Origin of the sequence: Ferruginibacter sp. SUN106, from assembly GCF_050611765.1 — a bacterium.
Taxonomy (GTDB): Bacteria; Bacteroidota; Bacteroidia; order Chitinophagales; family Chitinophagaceae; genus Ferruginibacter.
Genome location: NZ_JBODJC010000003.1, coordinates 332788 through 357859, shown reverse-complemented (window position 1 = coordinate 357859; position 25072 = coordinate 332788). Strand labels below are relative to the sequence as shown.

The 25072-nt window shown below is 39.4% G+C and carries 21 protein-coding genes; 10 read left to right on the top strand and 11 right to left on the bottom strand.

The window, feature by feature from the left end:
• Positions 1-15: 15 nt before the first annotated feature.
• Together ACQ334_RS12970 and gyrA are read right to left on the bottom strand one after the other, a co-directional pair.
• Positions 16-1290 carry a hypothetical protein gene (locus tag ACQ334_RS12970; protein WP_430988652.1) on the bottom strand — a complete coding sequence of 425 codons (1275 nt, stop codon included), beginning with the start codon at positions 1288-1290 and terminating at the stop codon, positions 16-18.
• Positions 1291-3921, bottom strand: a complete 2631-nt coding sequence (gyrA, locus tag ACQ334_RS12965) for a DNA gyrase subunit A (RefSeq protein ID WP_430988651.1) — start codon at positions 3919-3921, stop codon at positions 1291-1293.
• Positions 3922-4213: 292 nt separating this feature from the next.
• Between gyrA and ACQ334_RS12960 the strand changes: the two genes are divergently transcribed.
• Positions 4214-5548 carry a saccharopine dehydrogenase C-terminal domain-containing protein gene (locus ACQ334_RS12960; protein ID WP_430988650.1) on the top strand — a complete coding sequence of 445 codons (1335 nt, stop codon included), beginning with the start codon at positions 4214-4216 and terminating at the stop codon, positions 5546-5548.
• Here the strand turns inward: ACQ334_RS12960 and ACQ334_RS12955 are convergent.
• From ACQ334_RS12955 to ACQ334_RS12940, 4 genes are all read right to left on the bottom strand, one after another.
• Complete coding sequence (locus tag ACQ334_RS12955) at positions 5545-6261, bottom strand: SIR2 family NAD-dependent protein deacylase (RefSeq protein ID WP_430988649.1); 717 nt, start codon at positions 6259-6261, stop codon at positions 5545-5547. The genes ACQ334_RS12960 and ACQ334_RS12955 overlap by 4 nt on opposite strands.
• Positions 6262-6275: 14 nt before the next feature.
• Positions 6276-7217 carry a DUF4349 domain-containing protein gene (locus tag ACQ334_RS12950; protein WP_430988648.1) on the bottom strand — a complete coding sequence of 314 codons (942 nt, stop codon included), beginning with the start codon at positions 7215-7217 and terminating at the stop codon, positions 6276-6278.
• A gap of 73 nt (positions 7218-7290) precedes the next feature.
• Positions 7291-8772 (bottom strand): vWA domain-containing protein, encoded by a 1482-nt coding sequence (locus ACQ334_RS12945; RefSeq protein ID WP_430988647.1) that lies wholly within the window; start codon positions 8770-8772, stop codon positions 7291-7293.
• A 227-nt stretch (positions 8773-8999) separates the two neighbouring features.
• Entirely contained in the window at positions 9000-9410 is a 411-nt protein-coding gene (locus tag ACQ334_RS12940) for an EVE domain-containing protein (RefSeq protein WP_430988646.1), read from the bottom strand.
• 195 nt (positions 9411-9605) lie between these two features.
• Between ACQ334_RS12940 and porV the strand changes: the two genes are divergently transcribed.
• The 7 genes from porV (at position 9606) to ACQ334_RS12905 (ending at position 19571) form a co-directional block, all read left to right on the top strand.
• Entirely contained in the window at positions 9606-10733 is a 1128-nt protein-coding gene (porV, locus tag ACQ334_RS12935) for a type IX secretion system outer membrane channel protein PorV (RefSeq protein ID WP_430988645.1), read from the top strand.
• A gap of 21 nt (positions 10734-10754) precedes the next feature.
• Positions 10755-12503: a DUF4331 domain-containing protein gene (locus ACQ334_RS12930; protein ID WP_430988644.1), complete on the top strand. Its 1749-nt coding sequence runs from the start codon at positions 10755-10757 to the stop codon at positions 12501-12503.
• A gap of 36 nt (positions 12504-12539) precedes the next feature.
• A complete protein-coding gene (locus ACQ334_RS12925) occupies positions 12540-14561 on the top strand; it encodes a DUF4331 family protein (protein WP_430988643.1) in 2022 nt (673 codons plus the stop codon).
• Positions 14562-14674: 113 nt separating this feature from the next.
• Positions 14675-15925: a tetratricopeptide repeat protein gene (locus ACQ334_RS12920; RefSeq protein WP_430988642.1), complete on the top strand. Its 1251-nt coding sequence runs from the start codon at positions 14675-14677 to the stop codon at positions 15923-15925.
• A gap of 88 nt (positions 15926-16013) precedes the next feature.
• Complete coding sequence (locus ACQ334_RS12915; RefSeq protein WP_430988641.1) at positions 16014-16385, top strand: hypothetical protein; 372 nt, start codon at positions 16014-16016, stop codon at positions 16383-16385.
• A gap of 120 nt (positions 16386-16505) precedes the next feature.
• Positions 16506-18719 carry a TonB-dependent receptor gene (locus ACQ334_RS12910; protein WP_430988640.1) on the top strand — a complete coding sequence of 738 codons (2214 nt, stop codon included), beginning with the start codon at positions 16506-16508 and terminating at the stop codon, positions 18717-18719.
• 180 nt (positions 18720-18899) lie between these two features.
• A complete protein-coding gene (locus tag ACQ334_RS12905) occupies positions 18900-19571 on the top strand; it encodes a HupE/UreJ family protein (RefSeq protein ID WP_430988639.1) in 672 nt (223 codons plus the stop codon).
• A gap of 30 nt (positions 19572-19601) precedes the next feature.
• On the opposite strand, the gene ACQ334_RS12900 is transcribed toward ACQ334_RS12905, so the two are convergent.
• The 5 genes from ACQ334_RS12900 to pdhA all read right to left on the bottom strand — a co-directional run bounded on the left by ACQ334_RS12900 (position 19602) and on the right by pdhA (position 23160).
• Positions 19602-20324, bottom strand: coding sequence for a (Fe-S)-binding protein (locus ACQ334_RS12900; RefSeq protein ID WP_430988638.1), 723 nt, complete (start codon positions 20322-20324; stop codon positions 19602-19604).
• Between the two features lie 14 nt (positions 20325-20338).
• Positions 20339-20779, bottom strand: coding sequence for a hypothetical protein (locus ACQ334_RS12895; RefSeq protein ID WP_430988637.1), 441 nt, complete (start codon positions 20777-20779; stop codon positions 20339-20341).
• Between the two features lie 5 nt (positions 20780-20784).
• Positions 20785-21276: a 6,7-dimethyl-8-ribityllumazine synthase gene (gene ribH / locus ACQ334_RS12890; protein ID WP_430988636.1), complete on the bottom strand. Its 492-nt coding sequence runs from the start codon at positions 21274-21276 to the stop codon at positions 20785-20787.
• A gap of 71 nt (positions 21277-21347) precedes the next feature.
• Entirely contained in the window at positions 21348-22088 is a 741-nt protein-coding gene (locus tag ACQ334_RS12885) for a tetratricopeptide repeat protein (protein WP_430988635.1), read from the bottom strand.
• A gap of 79 nt (positions 22089-22167) precedes the next feature.
• A complete protein-coding gene (gene pdhA / locus ACQ334_RS12880) occupies positions 22168-23160 on the bottom strand; it encodes a pyruvate dehydrogenase (acetyl-transferring) E1 component subunit alpha (protein ID WP_430988634.1) in 993 nt (330 codons plus the stop codon).
• A gap of 189 nt (positions 23161-23349) precedes the next feature.
• Between pdhA and recF the strand changes: the two genes are divergently transcribed.
• Positions 23350-24432 carry a DNA replication/repair protein RecF gene (gene recF / locus ACQ334_RS12875; protein WP_430988633.1) on the top strand — a complete coding sequence of 361 codons (1083 nt, stop codon included), beginning with the start codon at positions 23350-23352 and terminating at the stop codon, positions 24430-24432.
• A 49-nt stretch (positions 24433-24481) separates the two neighbouring features.
• On the top strand, positions 24482-25072 hold the full coding sequence (locus ACQ334_RS12870) for a hypothetical protein (protein WP_430988632.1): 591 nt from the start codon (positions 24482-24484) through the stop codon (positions 25070-25072).

The window sequence follows — 25072 nt, the reverse complement described above, 5'->3', positions numbered from 1 at the left end:
TTAACTATTGACATTTTATCTGCCGCCCGACTTTTGTATTGCGGTATACTTCTTTATCTCCTTTTCCATCCCGAGTATTTTGTAATTAGATAGCAGCAAAGCCAGTGCCTCCTTATAATTTCTTTTATCAGTTACGTGTGGATGGTCTGCAACTTCTTTTAAATAAACATTAGATTGCTTTAAACAATTAATTGCTGCTGATTTTTTACCTGCTTTTTTATTATCTACTGCCTGGTTAATAAAAAATTTACCCAATAAAAGTTTGCCTTCTGCAGATGTATCGTCTGTTGCATTAAACCTTACCAGTTCACTATACAGCGTATCCTTTAGCCTTTTTACAGTTACAATTCCCCAATTATGATCTTTGGCATCAATGTAAGCCGGGTTCTTTTCAGGATTTGTATATAGGTAATGGTACAGGTCTTTAATTAAAGCAAGCCGGTTTACGGGTTTATTGTAGTGTGCATTGGTACTAAACAGCTTATAGTATTGTACTATCATTGCTACAATATCATTTTGATCGCGGTAATAATCAATAAGATTGAGCATATAATAATCGGAAGACGGGTATAACAATTGCATCGTACCATAATATTTATTCATTCCTTCATCATCCTTTTTTAAGCGTAAATGATACAGCAGCCATTTATACACCGGCTCACCATCACCGTAAGGATAACCGGAAATATTCCGGTCAGCCATTTTTTTGGCAAAATACATGGCTTCATCTTCATTGCCGGCAGCTATGGCAGCTTTGGCAGAATATAAAAGATTGCGCACATCAGGGCTCTCTACCCAAATATGTGCTGCTATAAATTCCTTTATGCCAGCGGCTTTTTTAAACCTGGTTAAGGCTAATGCGTAACTGCCCTTATCATTTCGTTCGGCACCGGCATTAAAATAGGCTACCCCTTCATCGCTGTAGCCATTGTACAAGTCAAAAGCCACTTTATAATTATCGGAACTCAACTCCTTTTCTGTGTACAGTGTATTCAACTGCATTGCTTTTTGCAAAGCCTGGAAAGCATCCATGCGGCCATCTGCCAGCAGGTCTTTCAGAAAAATATCGTTGGTAATAGCAGCGTAGATCTGTGCTTTCAGTAACCAGGCTTCGGCACTGGTACTGTTCTGCAACAAAAAACTATCCACAGATTCTTTTGCCTGCACCAGGCTTTTTTGCCCGAAGAGCTGCCGGGCATAAGCCGGCTCCTGGGCCCTGCCGGCAAGTATAAAAAACAAAAAGCCAATACTGGTTAGTATTGACTTTTTATATCCGGTAAATTTGTTCATTTACTGATTATCAGTTGATTCAGTTGTATTATCCTCTGGTGTTTCAGAGATATCTGAAGCTGTATCAGGAGCTATTCCTTCTGCCGCAATATCATTAACATCGCCTTCAATTACTCCTTCTACTTCTTCTTCTTTTTCATCCAGCTGTGTGATTGCTGCAATAGCATCATCTTCATCCACCCTTATCAGTTTTACACCCTGTGTTGCCCTGCCCTGCTCGCTAACGCTGGCCACACTCATACGTATGGTAACGCCGCTTACGCAGGTGATCATCAGGTCTTCTTTTTCTGTTACGTCCAGCAACCCAACCAATCCACCTGTTTTTGGCGTTACATTGATGGTTTTAACCCCTTTACCGCCACGGTTAGTGATCCTGTAATTGGCTTCGCCGGTTTCAGCATCGTCTAGCGAAGTACGTTTGCCATAACCTTTTTCGCTCACTACCAAAATGGTTTTGCTCTTATCTTCACGGTTTACACAAACCAGCCCAACCACTTCGTCGTTTTCATCATCTACTTCAATACCCGCTACACCAATACCACCGCGGCCTGTGCTACGTACTTTCTCTTCGGGGAAACGAATGGCACGGCCGCTTTTAACTGCCATCATGATTTCGCAATTACCATCGGTTAACCTTGCTGCCAGTAACTGATCGCCTTCTAAAATATTAATAGCGTTAATACCGCTCTGGCGTGGACGACTAAAATCTTCCAGGTCAGTTTTTTTGATGATACCCTTTTTCGTACACAAAACAATATAGTGGCTCTTCAGGTATTCTTCGTCTTTAAAATCCTTTACATCGATGATGGCCCTTACCTTATCATCCGGCGGAATCTGTACCAGGTTCTGTATAGCCCTTCCCTTGCTGGTTTTATCACCTTCGGGTATCTGGTATACCGGCAACCAGAAGCATTTTCCTTTTTCGGTAAAGAATAATAAAGTGTGGTGCGTACTGGCAACAAAAAGATGTTCAATATAATCTTCCTGCCTTGTGCTGCTGCCTTTGGCACCGCGGCCGCCACGGCGCTGCTGACGATATTCGGTAGCCGAAGTTCTTTTGATATAACCTAAATGAGAAATGGTAACCACCACATCTTCTTCTTCAATAAGATCCAGCATGCTGATCTCATCATCCAGGTAAGTGATCTCTGTGCGGCGTTCGTCTCCAAATTTTTCTTTTATCTCTGCCAGTTCATCTTTAATGATCTGGAAACGTAAACTTTCAGTGGCTAAAATTTCTTTCAACCTTTCAATCAGTTTCATAATTTCAGCATGCTCTTCACGTATCTTATCTATCTCCATACCGGTAAGGCGTTGTAAACGCAGTTCCAGTACAGCTTTAGCCTGTATCTCTGTCATACCAAAATTGCTGATCAACCCTTCCTGTGCAATATTGGGTGTAGATGATTCCCTGATGAGTTTGATCACTGCATCAAGGTTATCCAGAGCAATAATATAACCTTCTAAGATATGTGCTCTTTCTTCAGCCTTACGTAATTCGTATCTTGTTCTGCGGATAACCACTTCATGCCTGAACTCAATAAACTCCCTGATCAGGTCTTTAAGGTTCAGGATCTTTGGCCTTCCTTTTACAATGGCCACATTGTTGATACCGTAAGAAGTCTGCAGGTCGGTTTGTTTATACAGCTGGTTGATTACTACCTGTGCCACCACATCTTTTTTCAGCTCTACTACTACCCTTGTACCTTCTTTATTACTTTCGTTATTAACATCGCTGATGCCTTCAATTAATTTTTCGTTGATCAGTTCGCCGATCTTGGAAGTAAGCTGATCCCTGTTTACCTGGTAAGGGGTTTCGTAAATAACGATCTTTTCCCTGCCGTTTTTGCCGGTTTCAACATTTACCCTTCCTCTCAGTACCACCCTGCCACGGCCGGTATGTAAGGCTGCTTTTACGCCTTCAAAACCATAAATGATACCTCCGGTTGGAAAATCGGGGCCTTTTACGTGTTTGGTAAGATCATCAATAGAAATTTCTTTATCGTCGATATAAGCCACACAAGCATCAATTACCTCACTTAAATTATGCGGCATCATGTTAGTAGCCATACCTACGGCTATACCGCTGGCGCCATTTACCAGCAACTGCGGAATTCTTGTAGGCAGTACGGTCGGTTCTTTCAACGAATCATCAAAGTTCAGTTGAAAATCCACAGTTTCTTTTTCAATATCATCCAGCATAGCTTCGGCCAGCTTTTGCATACGCACCTCGGTATAACGCATAGCAGCCGGCGGATCTCCATCCTGGCTACCAAAGTTTCCCTGTCCGTCAACCAGTGTATACCGCATATTCCATTCCTGCGCCATACGTACCATCGTATCATATATGGAAGCATCACCGTGGGGGTGATATTTACCCATTACCTCACCCACAATACGGGCAGATTTTTTATACGGTTTGTTGCTGTAATTGCCCAACTCACTCATGCCATATAAAACACGGCGGTGAACGGGTTTAAATCCATCTCTTACATCCGGCAGGGCCCGGCCAACAATTACACTCATGCTGTAATCGATGTAAGAAGTCTTCATTTGCTCCTCAATATTTACCGGTATAATTTTGCCCCGGTTGTTAAGGTTTCCGTCTTTTAATTCTTCGTTATTTTCCATATAATTTTTGTCCGATTTCTTAGTTGGCGAAAGTAACGATTTTCAGGCGTTTTTCCGCTTAAAAACGCTGTTTTATCGGGTTAGTTTTACACATTTATTGCGGGCCTGTGGACAAGATTCCGGATAGTACTTTATTAACCCGAATTATGTAATTTTGTGAACGTTCAGGCAAAAAATCCCGTTATAATTTTACAAATTAAAAAATGACGTGGTGACAAACACTTTATTTAAAAAGAATGCGTTTATTATTGACTCTGCAATAGCGGATGCTATGCTAAAATAAATTTAACCCTTGAAAACTCTACTACTCTTTGGTGCCGGCAAATCAGCCACTGTTTTAATCGACTACTTACTGCAGCAAGCGCAATCGAATGACTGGAAAATTATTATTGCCGATGCAGATAAAAACCAGGTATTAGCCAAAACAAATAATTCGCCTTTAGCAGAAGCGGTGCAGATTGATATTACCAAAGGCGAGCAAAGAGCGGAGCTGATACAAAAAGCAGACATTGTAATTTCGATGATGCCCCCTGCCCTGCATTTTTTAGTGGCGCAGGATTGCGTAACCTATGGTAAAAACCTTTTAACAGCCTCTTATGTGGACGACCAAATCCGCAATCTGAAATCTGAAATCGAAAACCGAAACATTCTCTTCCTATGCGAAATGGGTTTAGATCCTGGTATCGACCACATGAGTGCAATGAAGATGATAAATGAGATAAAAGCCAAAGGCGGAACGATAACTTCTTTTAAAAGTCATTGTGGTGGTTTAATTGCACCTGCAAGCGATAATAATCCCTGGCATTACAAGATCAGCTGGAACCCACGCAATATTATTTTAGCAGGAAGTGCCGGTGCGGTGTACAAAGAGAACAGGGAAATAATTGAGGAAGAATATCAAACTGTTTTTGAAAATTGCGAATTGATCTCATTTCCTGGTTTAGGGCAACTGGCCTGGTACCCCAACAGGGATTCTATAAGTTATATGCCTACTTACAACCTGGAAAATGCAGAAACATTTATCAGGACCACTTTACGTTATCCGGCCTTCTGCCGTGGCTGGGATTATATTGTAAACCTTGGGCTAACCGATACCGAAGACCACGATAATATAATGGATTGCGAAACCTATGCTGATTGGTTAGAGAGAAAATTATATTTAGTAGAAGACAGCGAAATGAGCCTGGAAGAATATGTTGACCTGTATGTGCATGAAGATTTTCACCAGGAAATTTTAAGCCAGTTTAATTTTTTAGGCCTCAACTCCAATAATAAATTACCTAAAGCAGCACAATGCTCTGCAGATATTTTACAGTTTGTGGCAGAAAGCAAATTGGCCATGCAGCCAGATGATAAAGATATGATTGTAATGTTGCATGAGATAGAGTATACAATTGAAAGTTCAAAGTTGAAAGTTGAAAGCTGGTTGCGTGTAGAGGGCACAGATAGTTTGAGAACTGCAATGGCTAAAACGGTTGGTTTGCCATTGGGCATAGCTGCAAAACTGATCTTAAACGGTACAATAACACTTACAGGTTTACAAATACCTACGGCAAAAGAAATTTATGACCCGGTATTGAAAGAACTGGAACTGATGGATATTAAATTTACTGAAAAGGTTATTTAATACTTACCGGATAATAATTTCCTCAATTCCTCCACCCCTTCTGTGGCAGGTTTTTCTATTAAATGAAGATTAGGATAATTACTAACTGAAGGTATTTTTTTATCGATAATAAATTTGGGTAAAAACGGCGGCGCATAATGTAATAAAGAGGCTGCCGGATAAACCTGTAATGATGTGCCGACAACCACAAAATAATCGCAGTCATGCAATAATGCTGCAGCTTCTTCCATCATAGGTACAGCTTCTTCAAACCAAACAATATTGGGGCGAAGCTGAAAACCATCCGGTGCAAGGTCGCCAACATTTATGTCTCCCCGTATTTCATAAATGGTACTGATATTCGCTACACTCCGCATTTGAAAAATTTGCCCGTGCAGGTGCAATACATTGGTACTGCCACCACGTTCGTGCAGGTCATCAATATTTTGTGTGATGATGGTAACGTTGAAATCTTTTTCTAAATCTGCAAGCCCCTTATGTGCAGCATTGGGTTCTGCTGCTGCCACATCCCTCCTTCTTTCGTTATAAAAATTAAGTACCAGTTGCGGATCTTTTTTAAAAGCCCTTGGAGTGGCCACATCTTCCACATTGTAGCCCATCCATAAGCCATCGCTGTCTCTAAAAGTTTTTAAACCACTTTCGGCGCTGATGCCAGCGCCGGAAAGTACAACGATATGTTTTTTATTTTCAGCAGCCATTGATACAATTTCCACAAATTTAAATTGTATCAGGCATTGATCACAGGTTTTTTAGCGAATTTAATTTTCTTCACCCCTATATAAATTCCGATACCTGCTAACAGCAATGGCCATATCGAAATCAATCCTACAAACAGGTCAGCGAACCAACTGGCACCGGTTTTAAAAGCATGGCTTATCCTTGTAAAAAATGTTGGCGTATCATCAGTTGGTTTGTAACCAGCTAATGGTTGAAAGAAAGTAAGGTTGATAGTGCTGTAAGCCGATTGATGCGAAAGAAATTCTACCCTGCCGGCAGCTGATTCAATTTCTTCCTGTATACTGTTGATCTCGTTTTGTACCTGCAGTACTTCTTCCATGTTTTTAGATTGTTTTAAAAACTCCAGGTATTTTAGCCGCATTTGTTTTTTTGCTTCCAGCCTCGATCTTGTATCCACTACTTGCCCGGTAACATCTTCTGTATTGATCTTTCTTTCCAATACTTTTATATCAGCTCCGGGTAGTTGATTCATCATTGTTTCAAACTGGTCTACGGGAACTTTTATGGAGATAACAGTTTCAGATTTTTCATCAGTAAGATTTTGTTCTTCCTGTGCAATATAGCCGCCGAATTGTTTTACCGTTTTGTGTACATTATCATTATAGCCTTTAAAATCTTTTACTTCTAATTTAAGTGTGGCGGTCTTAATTATTTTTTTATCCCAATCAGGATTAGCAGCAGGCTTATTGGATGTAACAGCTGGAGGCGGTGCAGCTGAATCAGCCTTTACCTGCTGCTGTGTGCCCACCGGAATTTGTTGTGGTTCCTGTGTATTGCGATTTGATTCAAAACTTGTTTTTTTAAGTTCCGTAACATTGGAAAGCTCAACATTGGCAACCGTTTCATTTTTCAAGCTTTGCTTGGCGCTGTGGTTACAGGAAATAAAAATTGAAAAGCATACTGCTGCAGCAATAATTAGTTTTGTTTTCATACCGATGAGTTTTGGGTTATGAGATGCTGATTAATAAAAATTACATAAAAGAAATGGCAGGCAATCGTTGGGTTTATTTTTTTGCTACGGGTAATGCTGAAGCCGTTTCCACAAGACTAATAAATTCAGTACGATAGCCATTTATGTCTTTTCCTTTGGCATTTGTTGCCAATGCAATCACCTCCTCGTAACTGGTGTTTTGTTTATAGGCCGAATTGCGCAATAACATTCCAAATGAAGCTACGGCTGCCGAAAAGCGAAAATTATCAGATGTGTTTTCAATACTTATATTTTCATCCGATACCGGATGAACGATCAATTTACTTTCATCACCGGTTGGTTTTTTATACCGCAGTTTAATGGTGAGCATTTCATTGGTAAGATCATTGTTGATCACCGGGGTAGTTTGGTATTTCAGTGCATCCACTTTGCCGGTAAATTCATCATGCACTCCCACCGGAATAATTTCATACAATGCAGTCACTGTATGCCCGGCACCCAGTTCACCGGCATCTTTTTTATCATCATTAAAATCTTCTTTTTGCAACACCCTGTTTTCATAACCTATCAGGCGATAGGATTGTACTTTTGCCGGATTAAATTCCACCTGTATCTTAACATCTTTTGCAATGGTAAATAAAGTGCTGCCGAATTCTTTCACCAAAACTTTTTTAGCCTCATCCAGGTTATCGATATAAGCATGATTACCATTTCCTTTATCAGCCAGTTGCTGCATTTTATTATCCTGGTAATTGCCGGTACCAAAACCCAGCACCGTTAAAAAGATATTGCTCTTTCTTTCTTCTTCAATTAAACGCACCAGTTCATCATCGCTGCTGGTACCAACATTAAAATCTCCGTCTGTAGCCAATATTACCCTGTTGTTTCCATTTTCAGAAAAATTTTCTTTTGCAATTGTATAGGCCAGTTGAATACCTGCTGCGCCTGCGGTGGAACCACCGGCTTCTAAATTGTCAATAGCGGCTTTAATTTTTGTTTTATTATTTCCTGATGTAGAGGGTAATACCAAACCTGCTGCACCAGCATAAACAACAATCGCTACTTTATCGTTTTCTCTCAACTGGTCGGTTAATAATTTCATTGACGATTGTACTAAAGGCAATTTATCAGGTTGATCCATTGAACCGGAAACATCCACTAAAAAAACAAGATTTGCAGGAGGTAATTTTTCAGCAGCTATTTCTTTTCCTTTTAAACCAATATGCACCAACCGGTGTTTTTCATTCCAGGGACAGGCCGCTATTTCTGTATGCACTGCAAAGGGATCGTCATTTTGCGGCGGCGCATAATCATAATCAAAATAGTTGATCATCTCTTCCAATCGCACAGCGCCTTTGGGAGGGATGGTACCATTTTGAATAAAACGCCGCACATTACTGTAGGCAGCTTCATCTACATCAATGGAAAATGTGGAAAGCGGATTTTGATTGGCAGCTAAAAAACTGTTCTCTACAATATTGCCGTATTGTTCGGTGTTGAATTGTTCTTCATCATTTACTTTAGTCATTGGAGCAACACCTGCCGAATCAGACATGGTATCCGTTTTTCTACTTAACTGATCTAATTGAGCAGATTCAGATCGTTGATAAGCCTGGTTACATGAGGCCAGTACAAGCAATAGGATTACACCCTTGTAAAAAGGTTTGATTGTAATAAACATAAAAATTGATTTTTGAATTAAGAATAGAATACAGGATGCATCCATTCCATAATGCTGCAATCAATTAATAAGTAACCCTTGTAAATTGTTAAAGTGATTTTTTATTTTTCGCCGGCCAGCTTCATTACGATCTCCCACTCTTCCGGCTTAACGGTTTGTACACTCAATCGACCTAGTCTTACCAGGTCCATATTGGCAAGTAGTTTATCTTTTTTTATTATTTCGAGCAGAACAGGTTTCTTTAATTTTTTTACAGGCTTCAGATCCACAGCCACCCACCTGTCATCATCTGTTGTTGGATCCTGGTAGGCTTCTTTGATCACTTTTGCAATGCCTACAATTTCTACGCCTTCATTACTGTGATAGTATAATACCTCATCGCCTTTTTTCATGGCTCTTAAATTAATACGGGCTGCATAATTGCGTACACCGCTCCAGAAAGTTTGCTTGTCAGTTACAAACTGGTCCCAGCTGTAAACGGAAGGTTCTGATTTTACTAACCAATAGGCCATATTAATGGATAATTTGATAATGAATAATTAATAATGAGTTCAAAATTATAGATAATAATGATAGTGTTTTCATTCTGGTATAATTATTTAAACAGGTGGTTTATAAAAAAGTTAAAACCATTTAACAACATTCCCCGTAAGTAACTCATGAGACAACCTGTTTCATTTTCCGAAAAAATAAAAACACTACGACACATGATTTCAAAATTCACTAAAATCATTCTTCCGGTTTTACTGCTTATGATGTTTGGAGAAACATCCCTTGCACAATCCGGGAAAGAAAATCCCATTACCACTGCGGTACCTTTTTTAAGACTGGCAGCTGATGCCCGTACCGGCGGCATGGGTGATGTTGGCGTGGCTACAAGCCCCGACGTTAATTCAATGTTTTACAATGGCAGTAAAACTGTTTTTAATGATGCCAAATACGGTATAGGCCTCAATTACACGCCATGGCTGAGTGAGCTGGATGTGAAAAATCTGTACCAGATCTCTTTATCCAGTTTTTATAAACTGAATGAAAAAGAAGCCATCAGCTTTGGCTTTCGCAATTTCAGTTTAGGCACTTTTACTTTAACCGATAATATCGGCCAGGAAGTAAGTACCTACAAACCGCAAGACCTTGCATTAGAAGCAGGTTATTCAAGAAAACTGTCGGATAAATTAGGTGTAGGCCTTTCTGTAAGGTACATCAACAGTAAACTGGCCAACAGTTCTGTAAACAGTAATTACAAATCGGGCAGCGCAGTGGCAGCTGATCTTTCTGCTTTTTACATGAATAAAAAAGGCTGGAATTTTGGTGCAGCATTAACTAACCTGGGCAGCAAAATAAATTATGGCGGCACCGATAGTTATATCCCTGCCAACCTTGCACTGGGTGCAGCTTACAACAAAAAAATTGATGATGATAATAAAATTTCTTTTGCCCTTGACCTGAACAAATTAATGGTACCTACTCCTCCCGATCCTTCTGATCCTGCCAAAGTAATGGCTTATGAAAATAAAGGTGTTGTGGGTAGCTGGTTCAGTTCATTTGGTGATGCACCGGGTGGCTTTAGCGAAGAGATCAAAGAATTTCAATTGGGCCTTGGTACAGAATATACTTACCACGATCAGTTTAGTGTACGTGCAGGGTATTTTACCGAGAACAAATTAAAAGGCAACAGAAATTATTTTACAGTAGGCGCAGGTGTAATGTATAAAGTAGCAGGATTAAATTTTTCTTACCTGGTACCAACAGGTAATAATACCAACAACAACGCTTTAAAAAATACTATCCGCCTTTCCCTGTTATTTGATTTTAACGCTCCTTCAACTAAATAATTAAAACTAAAATTTACAAAGATGAAAAGAACATTTTTTAAAACAAAGCAATTGGTGCTGATGCTGGCTTTACTTACGGGCAGTATAGTAACCAATGCATCAAGCCACAGGGAAGCGCCGTTGATCAGTAACGACCCCTTGTGTGATAATACCGACGTATATGCATTCCGCAGCCCGGATGATCCAAATACAGTTACGATAATTGCTAACTATATTCCTTTTGAGTTACCGGAAGGCGGGCCAAACTATTATACTTTTGGCAGTAACATCCGTTACGAAATTCATATTAAAAACAAAACCACATCTGCAGCAGATGATATTTTGTACCGTTTTACTTTTTCACAGGTAAACCAGGATCCAACCACATTCTTCAATATTCGTTTAGGTGCACAGAATATTAAGACCACTTACATCTGCGAAAAAAGTGTGAATGGTGGTGCTTTTACTACTGTGGTTACAAACGGTGTGGTACCTCCTGCTAATATTGGCCCACGTTCTATACAAAGTACACCGGTTGGTTTAGGTGTTGCTAATTACGACGCCTTAATTACAGGTGCCATTGCAACAGCAACCAGTGGTGAAAAAGTTTTTTGTGGTCCTGTTGATGATCCTTTCTTTGTTGATTTGGCCGGTGCATTTGATGCCGGTAATTTCCGTCCGCAAGGCAACCCAACTAATGCTACCAAAGATGGTTTATCAAGATATAATGTACACAGTATCGCTTTAAAAATCCCTATTAACCTGTTACAGAAAGATGGTAAGCCAGTATCACAAGCCACCAGCATTTTAGATGGTGATTTTGTAATTGGTGTATGGGCAAGTGCCAGCAGGCAGCAAATTAAAACGATTACCCCGGGTACAGGTACAGTTGCTTATTCTGGTAACTGGATACAGGTTTCCCGTTTAGGTATGCCGTTGACAAATGAAGCAGTTATTCCTGTAGGAATGAAAGACAAATGGAATGCTACTAATCCTGCAAACGATCTGCAATTTGCTTCTTACTTTATGAATCCTGAGTTGGCATTGTACATGGACGATTCACAATTTGGTGGTGCCGTTCCTTCATTGAATGCATTAAGAATTCAGAATCATTCTTTAGGTGCTTATGATTTCAGAAATGGTAAAGCAGGTTTGTATTCTTTAAAAGGATCTGCTGCAGTAAAAGGCACAGCATTGGATGAAGCTGTTTTTGGTTCTATCTTATTACCGGATAATAAAAGCCCTAGAGCAGTGGATATCTTACCGATATTTTATACCGGTGTTCCTAACCTTGCGCCTTATCAATTAGCAACAGGTAAAACCGGCGGACCACTTTCTGCAGGTAAACCTTTTATCAATAACTTTTTACCAACATTGGGTGATATGCTTCGTTTAAACATGGCCGTTCCCCCTACTCCACGTAATGATGCAAAATTCAGCAGCCTGGGTATTGTAAATGCAGCAGTGTTAGGATTAACTGATCCTGCATACAATGGCAGCACTGCCATTCAGTTTATTCCTAACATGGATGGTTTTCCTAATGGCAGAAGACTGGAAGATGATGTAACTACTATCGAACTGCAGGCAGTAAGTGGTGTGGCATTAGCAGCTATCGGTTTGTGGTATGATGATTATAAATTAGATGGCAGCAGCCCGGTAACCACCAACCTGGTGAATGTACTGAGTTTTTCTGCAGGGCCAACTAAAAATGATACCACTTTTAAACCCGCTTTTCCTTATGTGCAGGCACCATGGAGAGGATATGATTACACTATTCAACCAAGATTCTAACTTATAACAATTACATCATTATAAATAATTAACAGTATGAAACAATATTTTAAAATACTTACGGCCCTGCTTATCTGCACCACGGCATTCGTAATGCCGGCGGCTGCATCCAGCCACAGGGAAGCGCCATTGATCAGTAACGATCCATTGGCCGATAATACTGATCTGTATGCTTTCCGAAGCCCGGCAGATAGCAGCAAGATCATTTTAATTGCCAACTATATTCCTTTCGAGCATCCGGCTGGCGGCCCCAACTGGTATACGTTTGGTGAAAACATCCGTTACGAAATTCATGTTGATAACAACACCGCTACAACCGGTGATGATATCATCTATCGTTTCACTTTCACACAAACAAATGAAGATGGTTCAACATTCTTCAATATCCGTTTGGGTAAGCAAAACGTAAAAACAACGTACACCTGCGAAAGAAGTATCAATGGCGGTACAACATTTACAGCTATTGTTACCAATGGTGTGGTACCTCCTCCAAACATCGGCCCTCGTTCTATTGAAGGCGGTGTGGGTTTAGGTGCAACAGATTATAACTCATTGATGACGGCTGCTATTGCAACAGCTACCAGCGGTGAAAAAGTTTTCTGCGGCCCTGTGGATGATCCTTTCTTTGTTGACCTGGGTGGTGCATTTGATGCAGGTGGTTTCAGAACTGCTGGTGCAAGAGATGGCCTGGCTAAATTCAATTGTCATTCTATTGCTATTGAAGTACCTATCTCTACTTTGCAAAAAACAGGTAAAACAACGGCACAGGCTACCAGCATTTTAGATCCTGAATTTGTAATTGGTGTATATGCAAATGCAAGTCGTCCTGCAATTACTACTTTAAGTACTACAGGTGATAAGCCTGCCACTTCCGGTGCATGGACACAGGTTTCAAGATTAGGTATGCCATTGACAAACGAAGCAGTTATTCCTATCGGCATGAAAGATAAATGGAATTCCGTTGCTCCTTCTGCTGACGGACAATTTGTTCCTTATTTTAAAAATCCTGAACTGGCTTTATACATGGATGATTCTCAGTTTGGCGGTGCTGTACCAGGACTTGCTAAATTAAGAATTCAAAGTAAATCTTTAGGTGCTTTTGATTTCAGGAATGGTAAACCAGGTTTATATCCTTTAAAAGGTTCTCCTGCTGTTGCAGGTACTGCATTGGATGATGCTATATTCGGTAACATTTTATTGCCTGATAATGCCAGCCCGAGAGCGGTGGATATCTTACCGATATTTTATACCGGCGTTCCTAACTTACGTCCTTATCAATTGGCTACCGGCAAAAATGGTAACCCATTAGCTGCAGGTAAACCATTTATCAATAACTTTTTACCCACCTTAGGTGATTATTTAAGATTGAATATGGCGGTGCCTGTTACTCCAAGAAACAGTGCTGATTTCAGTTCATTAGGAATTGTACAGGCTGCAGTATTAGGTTTAACTGATGCAAGGTTTAATGCAAATCTTAACCTGCAATTCATTCCTAACATGGATGGTTTTCCTAACGGAAGAAGACTGGAAGATGATGTAACTACTATCGAATTACAAGCTGTAGGTGGTGTTGCACTTGCTGCTATTGGTTTGTGGTATGATGATTATCCTGGTACAGGAAGTCCTGTTACCACACAACTGGTAAATACCATCAGCTTTAACGCCGGTGTTACTAAAAACGATACGACTTTTAAAGCGGTATTTCCTTTTGTGCAAACACCATGGAGAGGCTTTGTTGGAGCATCTTATACCGGGCCAAAAAGCAATGTATTTAATTTAGGCATTGCAGCTGAGCCCATTGCTCTTTCAGCTTTCCCTAGTCCGTTTAAAACAGCTACCACCTTCCATTATAAAGTGAGCCAGGATGCCAGCAGTGTAATGATCGACATTACCGATGCAGCCGGAAGAAAGATTGCCACTATTAATGAAGGCAGCCGTACCAAAGGTGATTATTATGTACAATGGAGCAAAACAAATTTAGCTGCAGGTGCATATTATGCCAGGATGTATGTAGATGGCTTAAAATCCACTACTGTAGGTATTATTAAAACAAATTAATCCAGCATTCAGAGAAGTCAGGTTTCAAAAACTTGACTTCTCTTTTACAAAATTTATAACAAAAGGAGAACCATGGTTCTCCTTTTGTCGTACATGAATAAAAACAACTAAAAATGAAAAAGACTTTAACCCTCCTGCCATTTTTTGCTGCTGCTTTTTGCCTGCTTACCCTTACTACAGCTATAAGCAGTTGTAATAACAGCGAAGCAAAATTAAAAGCTTATATCAGCGATCAGAATCCCATGGATATTCCCAATCTTTTAGAAAGAAAAGGCGAACTGGCTACCGCAGCCGAATGGGAAAAGACCAAACAAAAAGTTGATGAATTAAAAGCCAAACTGGCCGCTAAACCTGAAGATGTAAAAACACGTTTACAATTAGCGACTATTTTTATTACCGAACAAAGAATTACCGGAGAACATCATTTCTACTATCCTGCTATTGAAAAAATATTGAATGGCGTGTTGAGTATCGATCCTAAAAATTTTGAAGCCAATGTTTACAAAGCATCTTTAAGGATGAGCCAGCACCAGTTTGCCGATGCTAAAAAAATTGCTGAAGAAGCTAAAAGTATCAATCCGAATAATGCTTATGTGTATGGCATTTTAGTAGATGCCAATGTAGAGTTGGGTAATTATGAAGAAGCTATTGCGATGTCGGATAAAATGCAGGCTTTAAAACCATCATTGGAATCTTATTCAAGAGCAAGTTACTTACGTGAAATATATGGCGATTACCCAGGTGCTATTGCTGCGATGAAATTAGCAGTACAAGCTGGTTTACCCGGCAGCGAACCACAAAGCTGGAGCAGGAATGTATTAGGTGACCTGTATTTAAACACCGGTAAACTGGAAGCCGCTAAAAGTACTTTTGAAGAAAACTTATACCTGCGCCCCAGCTATGCACCAAGTATGGCAGGCCTTGCAAAAGTAGAAACCAAAATGAAGAATTATGCAAGGGCTTTAGCTTTACTGGATTCTGCCAATGCTATTATGCCGCAATCTTCTTTTGAAGAACAAAAAGCAGACGTATACTTAGCTATGGGTAACACACAAAAAGCAATGGACGCTTACAGTGCAGTACAAAAATTATTGATCACTGATGCTAACTCCGGCCATCATTCTGTTTCTTTAGAATTGGCCAAGGCTTTTGAAAAAACCAATCAATGGGACAGTGCAAAAAAATATGCGATGATGGAATTTAATATCCGTCCTAAAAATATTGATGTGAATAATGAACTGGCATGGATCGCTTACAGTCAAAGTGATTTTGTAAAAGCAAAAGACTATATAAAGACAGCATTAAGTACCAACAGCAAAAATCCTGAATTATTACAAAGGGCGGTTGCGATCAATGCAAAATAATAAATAGCAGGCGTCATGACGGTTTTGAACCGTCTGACGCCTATATAATTTTAGTTGTACATTTACAATAAGGCACACTGGTTTTAAAATGAAAAAATTATTTTTACATATTCTCCTGTTGAGTTACACCATGATGGTGCTTAAACCGGTGCTGCCTTATGTAAGTGATTTTGTAAGCCATACTTTCTTTTATGCTCATCATATGGCTACCATGCATTATGAGAATGGCAAGTACCATGTGCATTACGAAGCTGCCAAAGAAGCTAAGGAAGATACTTCCGATAAATCCCCTTCCTCTTCTTCTAAAAAAGATAATTCAGCCAACGAACATATATTAACAGCAATAAAACAACAACCTGCTTTTACAGCTATTATAAATGATGCAGACTATGCTTTAGCAACCACTCCTTCTCTGCTAAGCAGCATAGTACAAGATAATTATCCTCCTCCCCGTTCATAGATAGATCTTTTTATTGCATTCACATGGCTCTTCCTGCAAAGGCGACAGCATGTGCTATGCGTTCATTTCTTCATCTATCTAAAATTGTTTATGAAACGATCAAAACACTACTCTTGTTTTTTGATACTGATTTTCGTGTTCTTTACTGCAATAGTGGCTCCTGCACAAACGATGCTTAAAGGCAAAGTGGTGGATGCACAAAGCAGGCAACCGCTGGAAGCAGCTTCTGTTAGTGTTATCAGTAATGATAATGATAAAGCATTGACAGACGAATACGGAAATTTTTTATTGAAGACAAAAAGTCAACATACCAATATTGCAGTATCGCATATTGGTTACAAAACTTATACAGCAACCACTACCGGCAATCTTTTAATTATTGAATTACAACCTGATGCTATTAAATTAGAAGACGTAAAACTACAGGCAACAGGTACTTCTAAATTCAGTTCGCTGGCAAAAATTGATCTGGCCTTAAGCCCGGTAAAAAATACCCAGGAATTATTACGCCTTGTGCCCGGTTTATTTATAGCACAGCATGCCGGCGGCGGCAAAGCAGAACAAATATTTTTACGTGGCTTCGATTGCGATCATGGTACTGATGTACAGGTGAGCGTAGATGGCATGCCTGTGAATATGGTGAGCCATGCACACGGACAAGGTTATGCTGATTCGCATTTTATCATTCCTGAAACCATTAACAATATTGATTTTGGTGCAGGGCCTTACTATACACAACATGGCAATTTAAATACCGCAGGTTATGTAGCATTTTCTACTTTTAAAAATATACCAAAAAGTCTGGTACAGATAGAAGGTGGAAATTTTAACAGCTTCCGTACTTTGGCCATGATCGATCTGTTGAAAAAAAATAAAGACAAACAGAGCGCTTATATAGCCGGCGAATTTAATTATACCGATGGCCCTACACAAAACAAACAAAATTTCAACCGCATTAATGTATTCACCAAATACAATGCTGCAATAACGGCAAATACCAACCTTAGTTTTTCTGCATCTGCATTTAAAAGTAAATGGGATGCCAGCGGACAAGTACCGGAAAGAGCTATTGAAAGCGGCTTGATTGACCGCTTCGGCAGCATTGACCCGAGCGAAGGTGGTAATACAGAAAGATATAATGCTAATCTTACCGTAACACACCAGTTTAAAAACGGTGCCACATTGGATAACCAGGTATTTTTAAATCGCTATGCATTCAACCTGTATTCCAATTTCTCTTTCTTTTTAAATGACCCAGTAAACGGAGATGAGATCAACCAGGCAGAAACCAGGAATATTTTTGGTTACTCATCTAAAATAAAACAAAAATACTTTTTTGGTAAATGGACATTGACCTCAACAGACGGTATTGGTGTAAGACATGATGCCACTGATGAAAGTAAATTAGCGCATGTGGTAAAACGACAGTTCTTAAATTATATCAAACTGGGTGACATTAAAGAAACCAATGTGTATGCTTTTACACAACAACAAGCCACTGTTGGCAATTGGGTGATTGATGCCGGTGTTCGTTTTGATTATTTTCATTTTAACTATTACGACCGGTTGAATGTACAACAGATGCCCTCACAGGCTAAATCTATTGTGAGCCCTAAATTAAATATACAATACAATATCAGCAAAACTGTGCATGTATATGTAAAAGCCGGCAAAGGTTTTCATAGTAATGATACCAGGGTGGTGATTGCTAACGATGGTAAACAAATTTTACCTGCAGCTTATGGAACTGATTTTGGCGTGATACTGAAACCAGCCAAAGATCTTTTGTTAAACATTGCGGCATGGAATTTATATCTCGACCAGGAGTTTGTGTATGTGGGTGATGATGGAAATGTAGAACCCAGCGGCAGAACAAAAAGGCAAGGCCTTGATATTATTGCCCGCTACCAGTTTACCAAATATCTATTTGCCAATGCTAATATTAATTTCACCAAACCAAGGGCAAGAGATGAAGCAAAGGGACAGGATTATATTCCGCTGGCACCCACTGCAACCAGCACTGGTGGTTTGTTTTATAAAAAGCAAACCGGTTTTAATGGCGGCATAAAATACCGCTATATAAAAAGCCGGCCTGCTAATGAAGACAATTCTGTAGTGGCTAAAGGATATTTTTTATTGGACGCATCTATCAACTACACCCAACCAAAATATGAAATTGGTTTATCAGTAGAAAACCTGTTTAATATAAAATGGAATGAAGCACAGTTTGCAACTGAAAGCAGATTACAAAATGAGCCCAATGCTATAACAGAATTAAATTTTACACCGGGCACGCCTTTATTTGCGAAGGTAAAACTGGCGGTGTTCTTTTAATTTTTTGGGTGGGTCACCTCTTAAAGGTGGCTCACCCAAAAAATTAAAATCGTTTTATGTAGTAGTGAGTTTTTTCAGAAAAAAAGTGGCGGTGATAAAACGCCGTCACTTTCTTAAATATATTTTACAAACCAATATTCAGTACAATTCGTAAATTGAATGGATTAACCTTTACACAACATGAATAACAGTTTTAAATACAATTGCAGGGTGCTGGGCTTTATGCTCCTCTCCTTTTTAGTATGCAATGCGGCAATGGCACATGATGTGGAAGGTTTATCTAAACTGAGTAAAACAGAAGTAGCAGGTATTTACCTGCAATTAGGTTTTACACATATTTTGCCTTTAGGGTTAGATCATATTTTATTTGTGCTGAGTTTATTTTTATTGAACCCGAAACTAAAACCTATACTCTGGCAGGCCACTGCTTTTACGGTGGCACATACTATCACACTGGGGCTTGCGATGTATAAAATAATTAAACCGCCAACTAATATTGTCGAACCGGTTATTGCTTTATCTATCATGTATGTGGCTTTGGAAAATATTTTTTCTCCACGATTAAAAGCCAGCCGCATTGGTATTGTATTTTTATTTGGGCTGATACACGGTATGGGTTTTGCAAGTGCTTTAACACAATTAGGTCTTCCACAGAATGCGTATTTCAGTTCTTTAATTATGTTTAACCTGGGAGTAGAGTTAGGACAGATCACTGTTATTTTAACAGCTTACTTTTTATTGGGAAGAACCTTTGGTGATAAACCTTATTACAGGAAGAGAATTGTAATTCCTTTATCAATACTTATTGCAGTGATTGCTGCTTACTGGACGGCGGAGAGAATTTTCTTTTAGGGGTCTGACGGCTTAGAGCCGTCCTGACCCCTATTCCCATCCACTTGCCAATACATCAGCAATATGCATGGTCTTTAAATGCAGACCTTTCCCTTTAATGTAACCATCAAGGTGCATTAAACAACTGAGGTCGGTAGAGATGATTACTTCGGCCCCGGTATCATTAGCGTTTCTAACTTTCTGGTCAGCCATACCAATAGAGATGGCTTCAAACTTTACTGCAAAACTGCCACCAAAACCGCAACAGGTTTCTACATCATTCATCTCGGTCAATTCCAGGCCTTTTACATGCGATAATAACCTGCGTGGTGCATCTTTTATTTTACATTCTCTTAATGCGGCACAACTATCATGGTAGGTAGCTTTCATATTCAATTCGGCACCGTAATTTTCAATATGCAATACGTCTGTTAAAAATTCAGTGAATTCATAAATGCGTTTGCTCATATCCTTTACCTGGTTATGCTGAGAAGAATTTTCAAACAGTTTAGCATAATAATTTCTTACAAAACCAACACAACTGGCGCTTGGTGCAACGATATAATCTGCACCTTCAAAATCTTTTAAAAATTTACTGCATACAGTTCTGGCTTCATCCCAAAAGCCCGCATTAAAAGCCGGCTGGCCGCAACAGGTTTGATTGGTATTATACACTACTTCACAAGTAGCTTTTTCCAACACTTTTACCATATTAAAAGCGGTTTGCGGATACAGCTGATCAACAAAACACGGTATAAATAATTGAACCTTCATTTCTGTTTGTATTATTATTTGTCTGCCTTCCGGAGTTTTTCAAATGCTGCCGGTGTTACCATATCTCCCGAAATAACATCCTGTACTTTTATCTCCCTGGTCTTTTTATTAATCGTAAAATTATAGTAGGTCTCAAAACGGTCGGCACCATTATAACCTGCAGTAACGGTGTATTCTTTATCGGTAGTATCGATGATATAGGCGATGGTATGTTTGTGGTTGGTTATCGAATCAATGTATTGGCTGCTTTCTTTTACAAAAGGCAATGAATTTAAGGTATCGATAATATCGTTTTCTTTTGCAATCGGCACTATAATGGATTGCTGTGTGGTATTGAGAGAATCAGTTTTTAATGAATCGGTTACACCAGCATTGCTTTTATCATTGTTATTGCATGAAGTGCCGGCAGTAATAAGGATAACCAAAAATAAATGGGTAATGTGCCTGCTATTCATACATTTTATTTAAAAGAATTTTTAAGTGCCATCATCTTCAAAGCAGTTACAGCCGCTTCTTCACCTTTATGGCCGTGTTTGCCGCCGGTTCTTTCATCAATCTGTTGCTGGTTATCTACTGTAAGCACTCCAAAAATGGTAGGTACCGGTAATAATAAATTCAATTGCACCACACCGTCGGTTACAGCTTTGCATACGTAGTCAAAATGTGGTGTATCGCCTCTCAGCACACAACCTAAAGCGATAAACACATGTGGCTTATCATCTTTATATTTATGGGCTTCCCAATAACTTTTTATGGCAAAGGGAATTTCGAATGCACCCGGCACAACAATAGTTCTGTGATTGGATTTATTTTCATCCAGGATCTTGATGCAGCCTGCTTCCAGTTTATCAATGGTTTCCGCATTCCATTCGGTACGTACAATTACAACACAGGCATCCTTTGGTAGCTGGATGCCTGTTGTGTTATATAAGTTTGAAGAGTGTATGGACATGTTGTGAGTCGTGAATTGTGAATGATCAATCGTAACTAAAGCACTTCCAAATTAACTAATTAACCAATCAACTATTTAACCACCCCTAATTTTGCAAGGTATTTATCTGCGTCAAAATCAATCCTGTTATTTCTGAAAAAACCAGGTGTTATTTCGTCTTTGATCTGCTGAAAATATCCAATAGCCTCTTTGGTTTTACCGGTAGCATCACAAAATAATGCTGCTCTTGATAAAGCCAGGAACATAGTGGATTCATCTTTAGAAGAAGCTGCATCCACTGCTTTTGAATAATAGTTAAGCGCTTCGTCATTCTTCTTTAATTCGGCATAAGCATCGCCGATCATTCTGTAAGCCGCACTTTGAATTTGTTCTGCACCGTTGCCGTCAAATTCTTTCAGGTATTTAATGGCTTTATCAAATTCACCTAAATGCAGGTAACAGGCACCAGTAATGTATTGAGCACGGTTTCCTGCCGGAGTACCTTCATAGTTTTTAATAATGGTCAACATACCAGTTAGTTTTTCACCTTCTACTACACCGCCATTTAAAACCAGGCCAACCGAATCTTTTGTAAAGCTGGAAACACCTGCCATTTTACCAAACAGTTTTTCTGCAGGAAAAATAAGTTCACTTGCTTTTAATTCATTGGGAGCTTTAACAAAATATCCATAAGCATACCAACCGCCAACTAATAATATAATTGCACTGCCCACATAAATAATCGGTTTGCTGAATTTAGCCCAAAAACCTTTGGCTCTTTCCAACGTTTCATTTACTTCCACAGTTTCTACTACTTTTGCTTTCTCTGCCATTGTTGTCTTTTATAATTTAGAATAAGTAATCGTTTTTAACCTTATTTACTTTTTATACCCTTTATACTTTTAACCTGAACTAGTCTACAATAAAAGGATAATCCTCCTGTACATATACATCCTTCAGCAATTCATCATCAGAAGGCCATGGACTTTCTTCGGCAAACTGCACAGCTTCTTCCACTTCTTTTTTCACCCTCTCATTAATCACTTCAATATCTGCATCAGCCACACTGTATTGCGTTTTTAATACATTCAACACATGATCGATAGGATCTTTTTCTTTGTATTCTTCTACTTCATCCTTACTGCGGTATTTCTGAGGATCACTCATGCTATGCCCTTTGTAACGGTAAGTTTTAATTTCCAGGAAAGTTGGTCCGCCTTTTTCCCTTGCCCTGTTAGCTGCTCTTAAAACTGCATTGTGTACAGCCTCAGGGCTCATACCATCTACAGAATCAGCAGGCATATCATAAGCATCGGCCAGTTTATAAATATCTAATGTTTTACTTGTTCTTGCTACAGAAGTACCCATGGCGTAATGGTTGTTTTCGCAAATGAATACCACCGGCAGATCCCACAACATAGCCATGTTGAAAGTTTCATGCAACATACCCTGGCGGGCAGCACCGTCGCCAAAAAAACAAAGCGCTACGTTATTAGTGCCTTTGTACCTTTCCGCAAAAGCCAGGCCTGCACCGGTTCCAATTTGTGCACCTACAATACCATGGCCACCGAAAAAGCCCACATCCACACCAAAAAGGTGCATACTGCCGCCCTTTCCTTTACTGCAACCGGTAGCTTTACCGTACAATTCGGCCATACTTGCTTTAGGAGTAACGCCTTTTGCTATTGCCAAAGCGTGGCATCTGTAAGCAGTAATGAATTTATCATCGGGATTAGTAGCAGTCATACAGCCGGCAGCTACTGCTTCCTGGCCGATATACAGGTGACAAAAGCCCCTGATTTTCTGCATTCCATACAATTGACCGGTTTTTTCTTCGAACCTGCGCAAAAGCAGCATCAGTTCGTACCAGTATAAATAAGTTTCTTTAGAAAACTTTGTTGCCAAGGTGTTTAAATTTTAGGCGGCAAAGATAGGGGTTTTAGGTTTTCGGTTTACAGTTTACAGATTGATTTTTTAGCATATAGGCAGTATATCCACAATTTGGTGGCGGATGTTGAAAATCAGTCCCCTGTTCCTGCCAGAATAATGATTTATTAAAGCCAGCAACAATCTTTAAATTATCTTGCACCCTCAATGCTCCAGGTAAAAAAAATAACCATCACCCAATATAAAAATTACAATTTCGACGCTTTCGATTTTACTGAAAGGGTGATTGGTATTTGCGGATTAAACGGCAAGGGCAAGACCAATTTGCTGGATGCCGTGTATTATTGCTGTTTCACCAAAAGTTATTTCAGCAAAACCGATGGTTTAAATGTACAGTTTGATAAAGATGGCTTTAGGTTAGAGGGACAGTTTGAAAACCAGGCAGAAGCGTTGAAATTGGTGTGCATTCACCGGGGCGTGGGTAAAAAAGAATTACTGCTGAATGATGCCCCGTATGAAAAAATGAGCCAGCATATCGGCAGGTTTCCGGCAGTAATGGTGGCACCGGATGATATTGAACTGATCACCGGTGGCAGCGAAGAAAGAAGGCGTTTTGTGGATACTGTCATCAGCCAGATGGATGCGGAATATTTGTCGCAATTAATTCAATATAATAAAGTACTGCAACAACGCAATAGCTTATTAAAACGTTTTGCAGAGCAGGGTAAAACTGATTGGCCGCTATTGGAAGTGCTGGACGAACAACTGATGCAACCCGGTAAATTCATTTACACCAAACGCAGAGATTTTACAACATCATTAATACCATTGGTGCAACAATTCTATAACCAGATTGCCGAAAATAAGGAAACGGTTACATTGCAATACGACAGCCAGCTAAATAATGGCAATTTTGAATCGGTGCTGAATGATAACCGGCAAAAAGATTTTATGTTGCAACGCTCCAATGGTGGTATTCATAAAGATGATATCAGCATACAATTAAACGGGCAATCTTTTAAAAACACGGCATCGCAGGGGCAACGCAAAAGTTTGTTATTTGCGCTAAAGCTGGCAGAATTTGAGTTGCTGAAAATGAATAAAGGCTTTGCGCCGTTGCTTTTTTTAGATGATGTATTTGAAAAATTAGATGATAACCGCATGCAGCGTTTATTATATTGGGTATGTAAAGAAAATACCGGCCAGGTTTTTATTACAGACACACATAAAGAAAGGCTTGAAGCTGCATTTAAATTACTGAATGTGAAATACCAGGTAATTGAATTGTAATTTTACTAACCGATATAATAATTACTTTTACAATTGTAAAATATAAAAAATGAAATCGTATTCTTATAGATTGGCAATAATGATGGCAGCTTTGTTTTTTGCTGCCGGTAATCTGATAGCACAAAAGCCTGTTGTAAAAAAAACTACCACGGCTTCATCTGCTGCACCGGTTAAAATTGCGGCAAAGACTGTTCCATCAGCAGCCACCAGCTCTTCCAATGCAAAAGTATACCCCAACGGTATTAAATTAAAGATAAAGGGTCTTGAGATAAAAGAAGCTTTCCTGGTTTTTGATGATGAATCAAAAGTGCCTGCAGATAATAAAGTGGACCTGAGCCAGCGGGTTACTTTAAGAATTGTATTGACTAAAGGGTTTAAAGAAGTTGAAGGAAAAGTTTTTCCGGGGGGTACTGAAAGAATTGTATTAAGTAACGGTGATACTATTCTTAATTCGGAAGATTTGTTTACTGCGTACGACTCTACAGGGGTTAATCCCCAGGATGCTAAATACATTTCTTTAAAAGCAGTGATCACCGAAATAAGAGATAAAAAGAATTACGTAAATGTATTCTTTCGTGTGTGGGACAAAAAAACTGTTGCCAACGAAATTACCGGATCTTATAAATTGTATATTAAATAA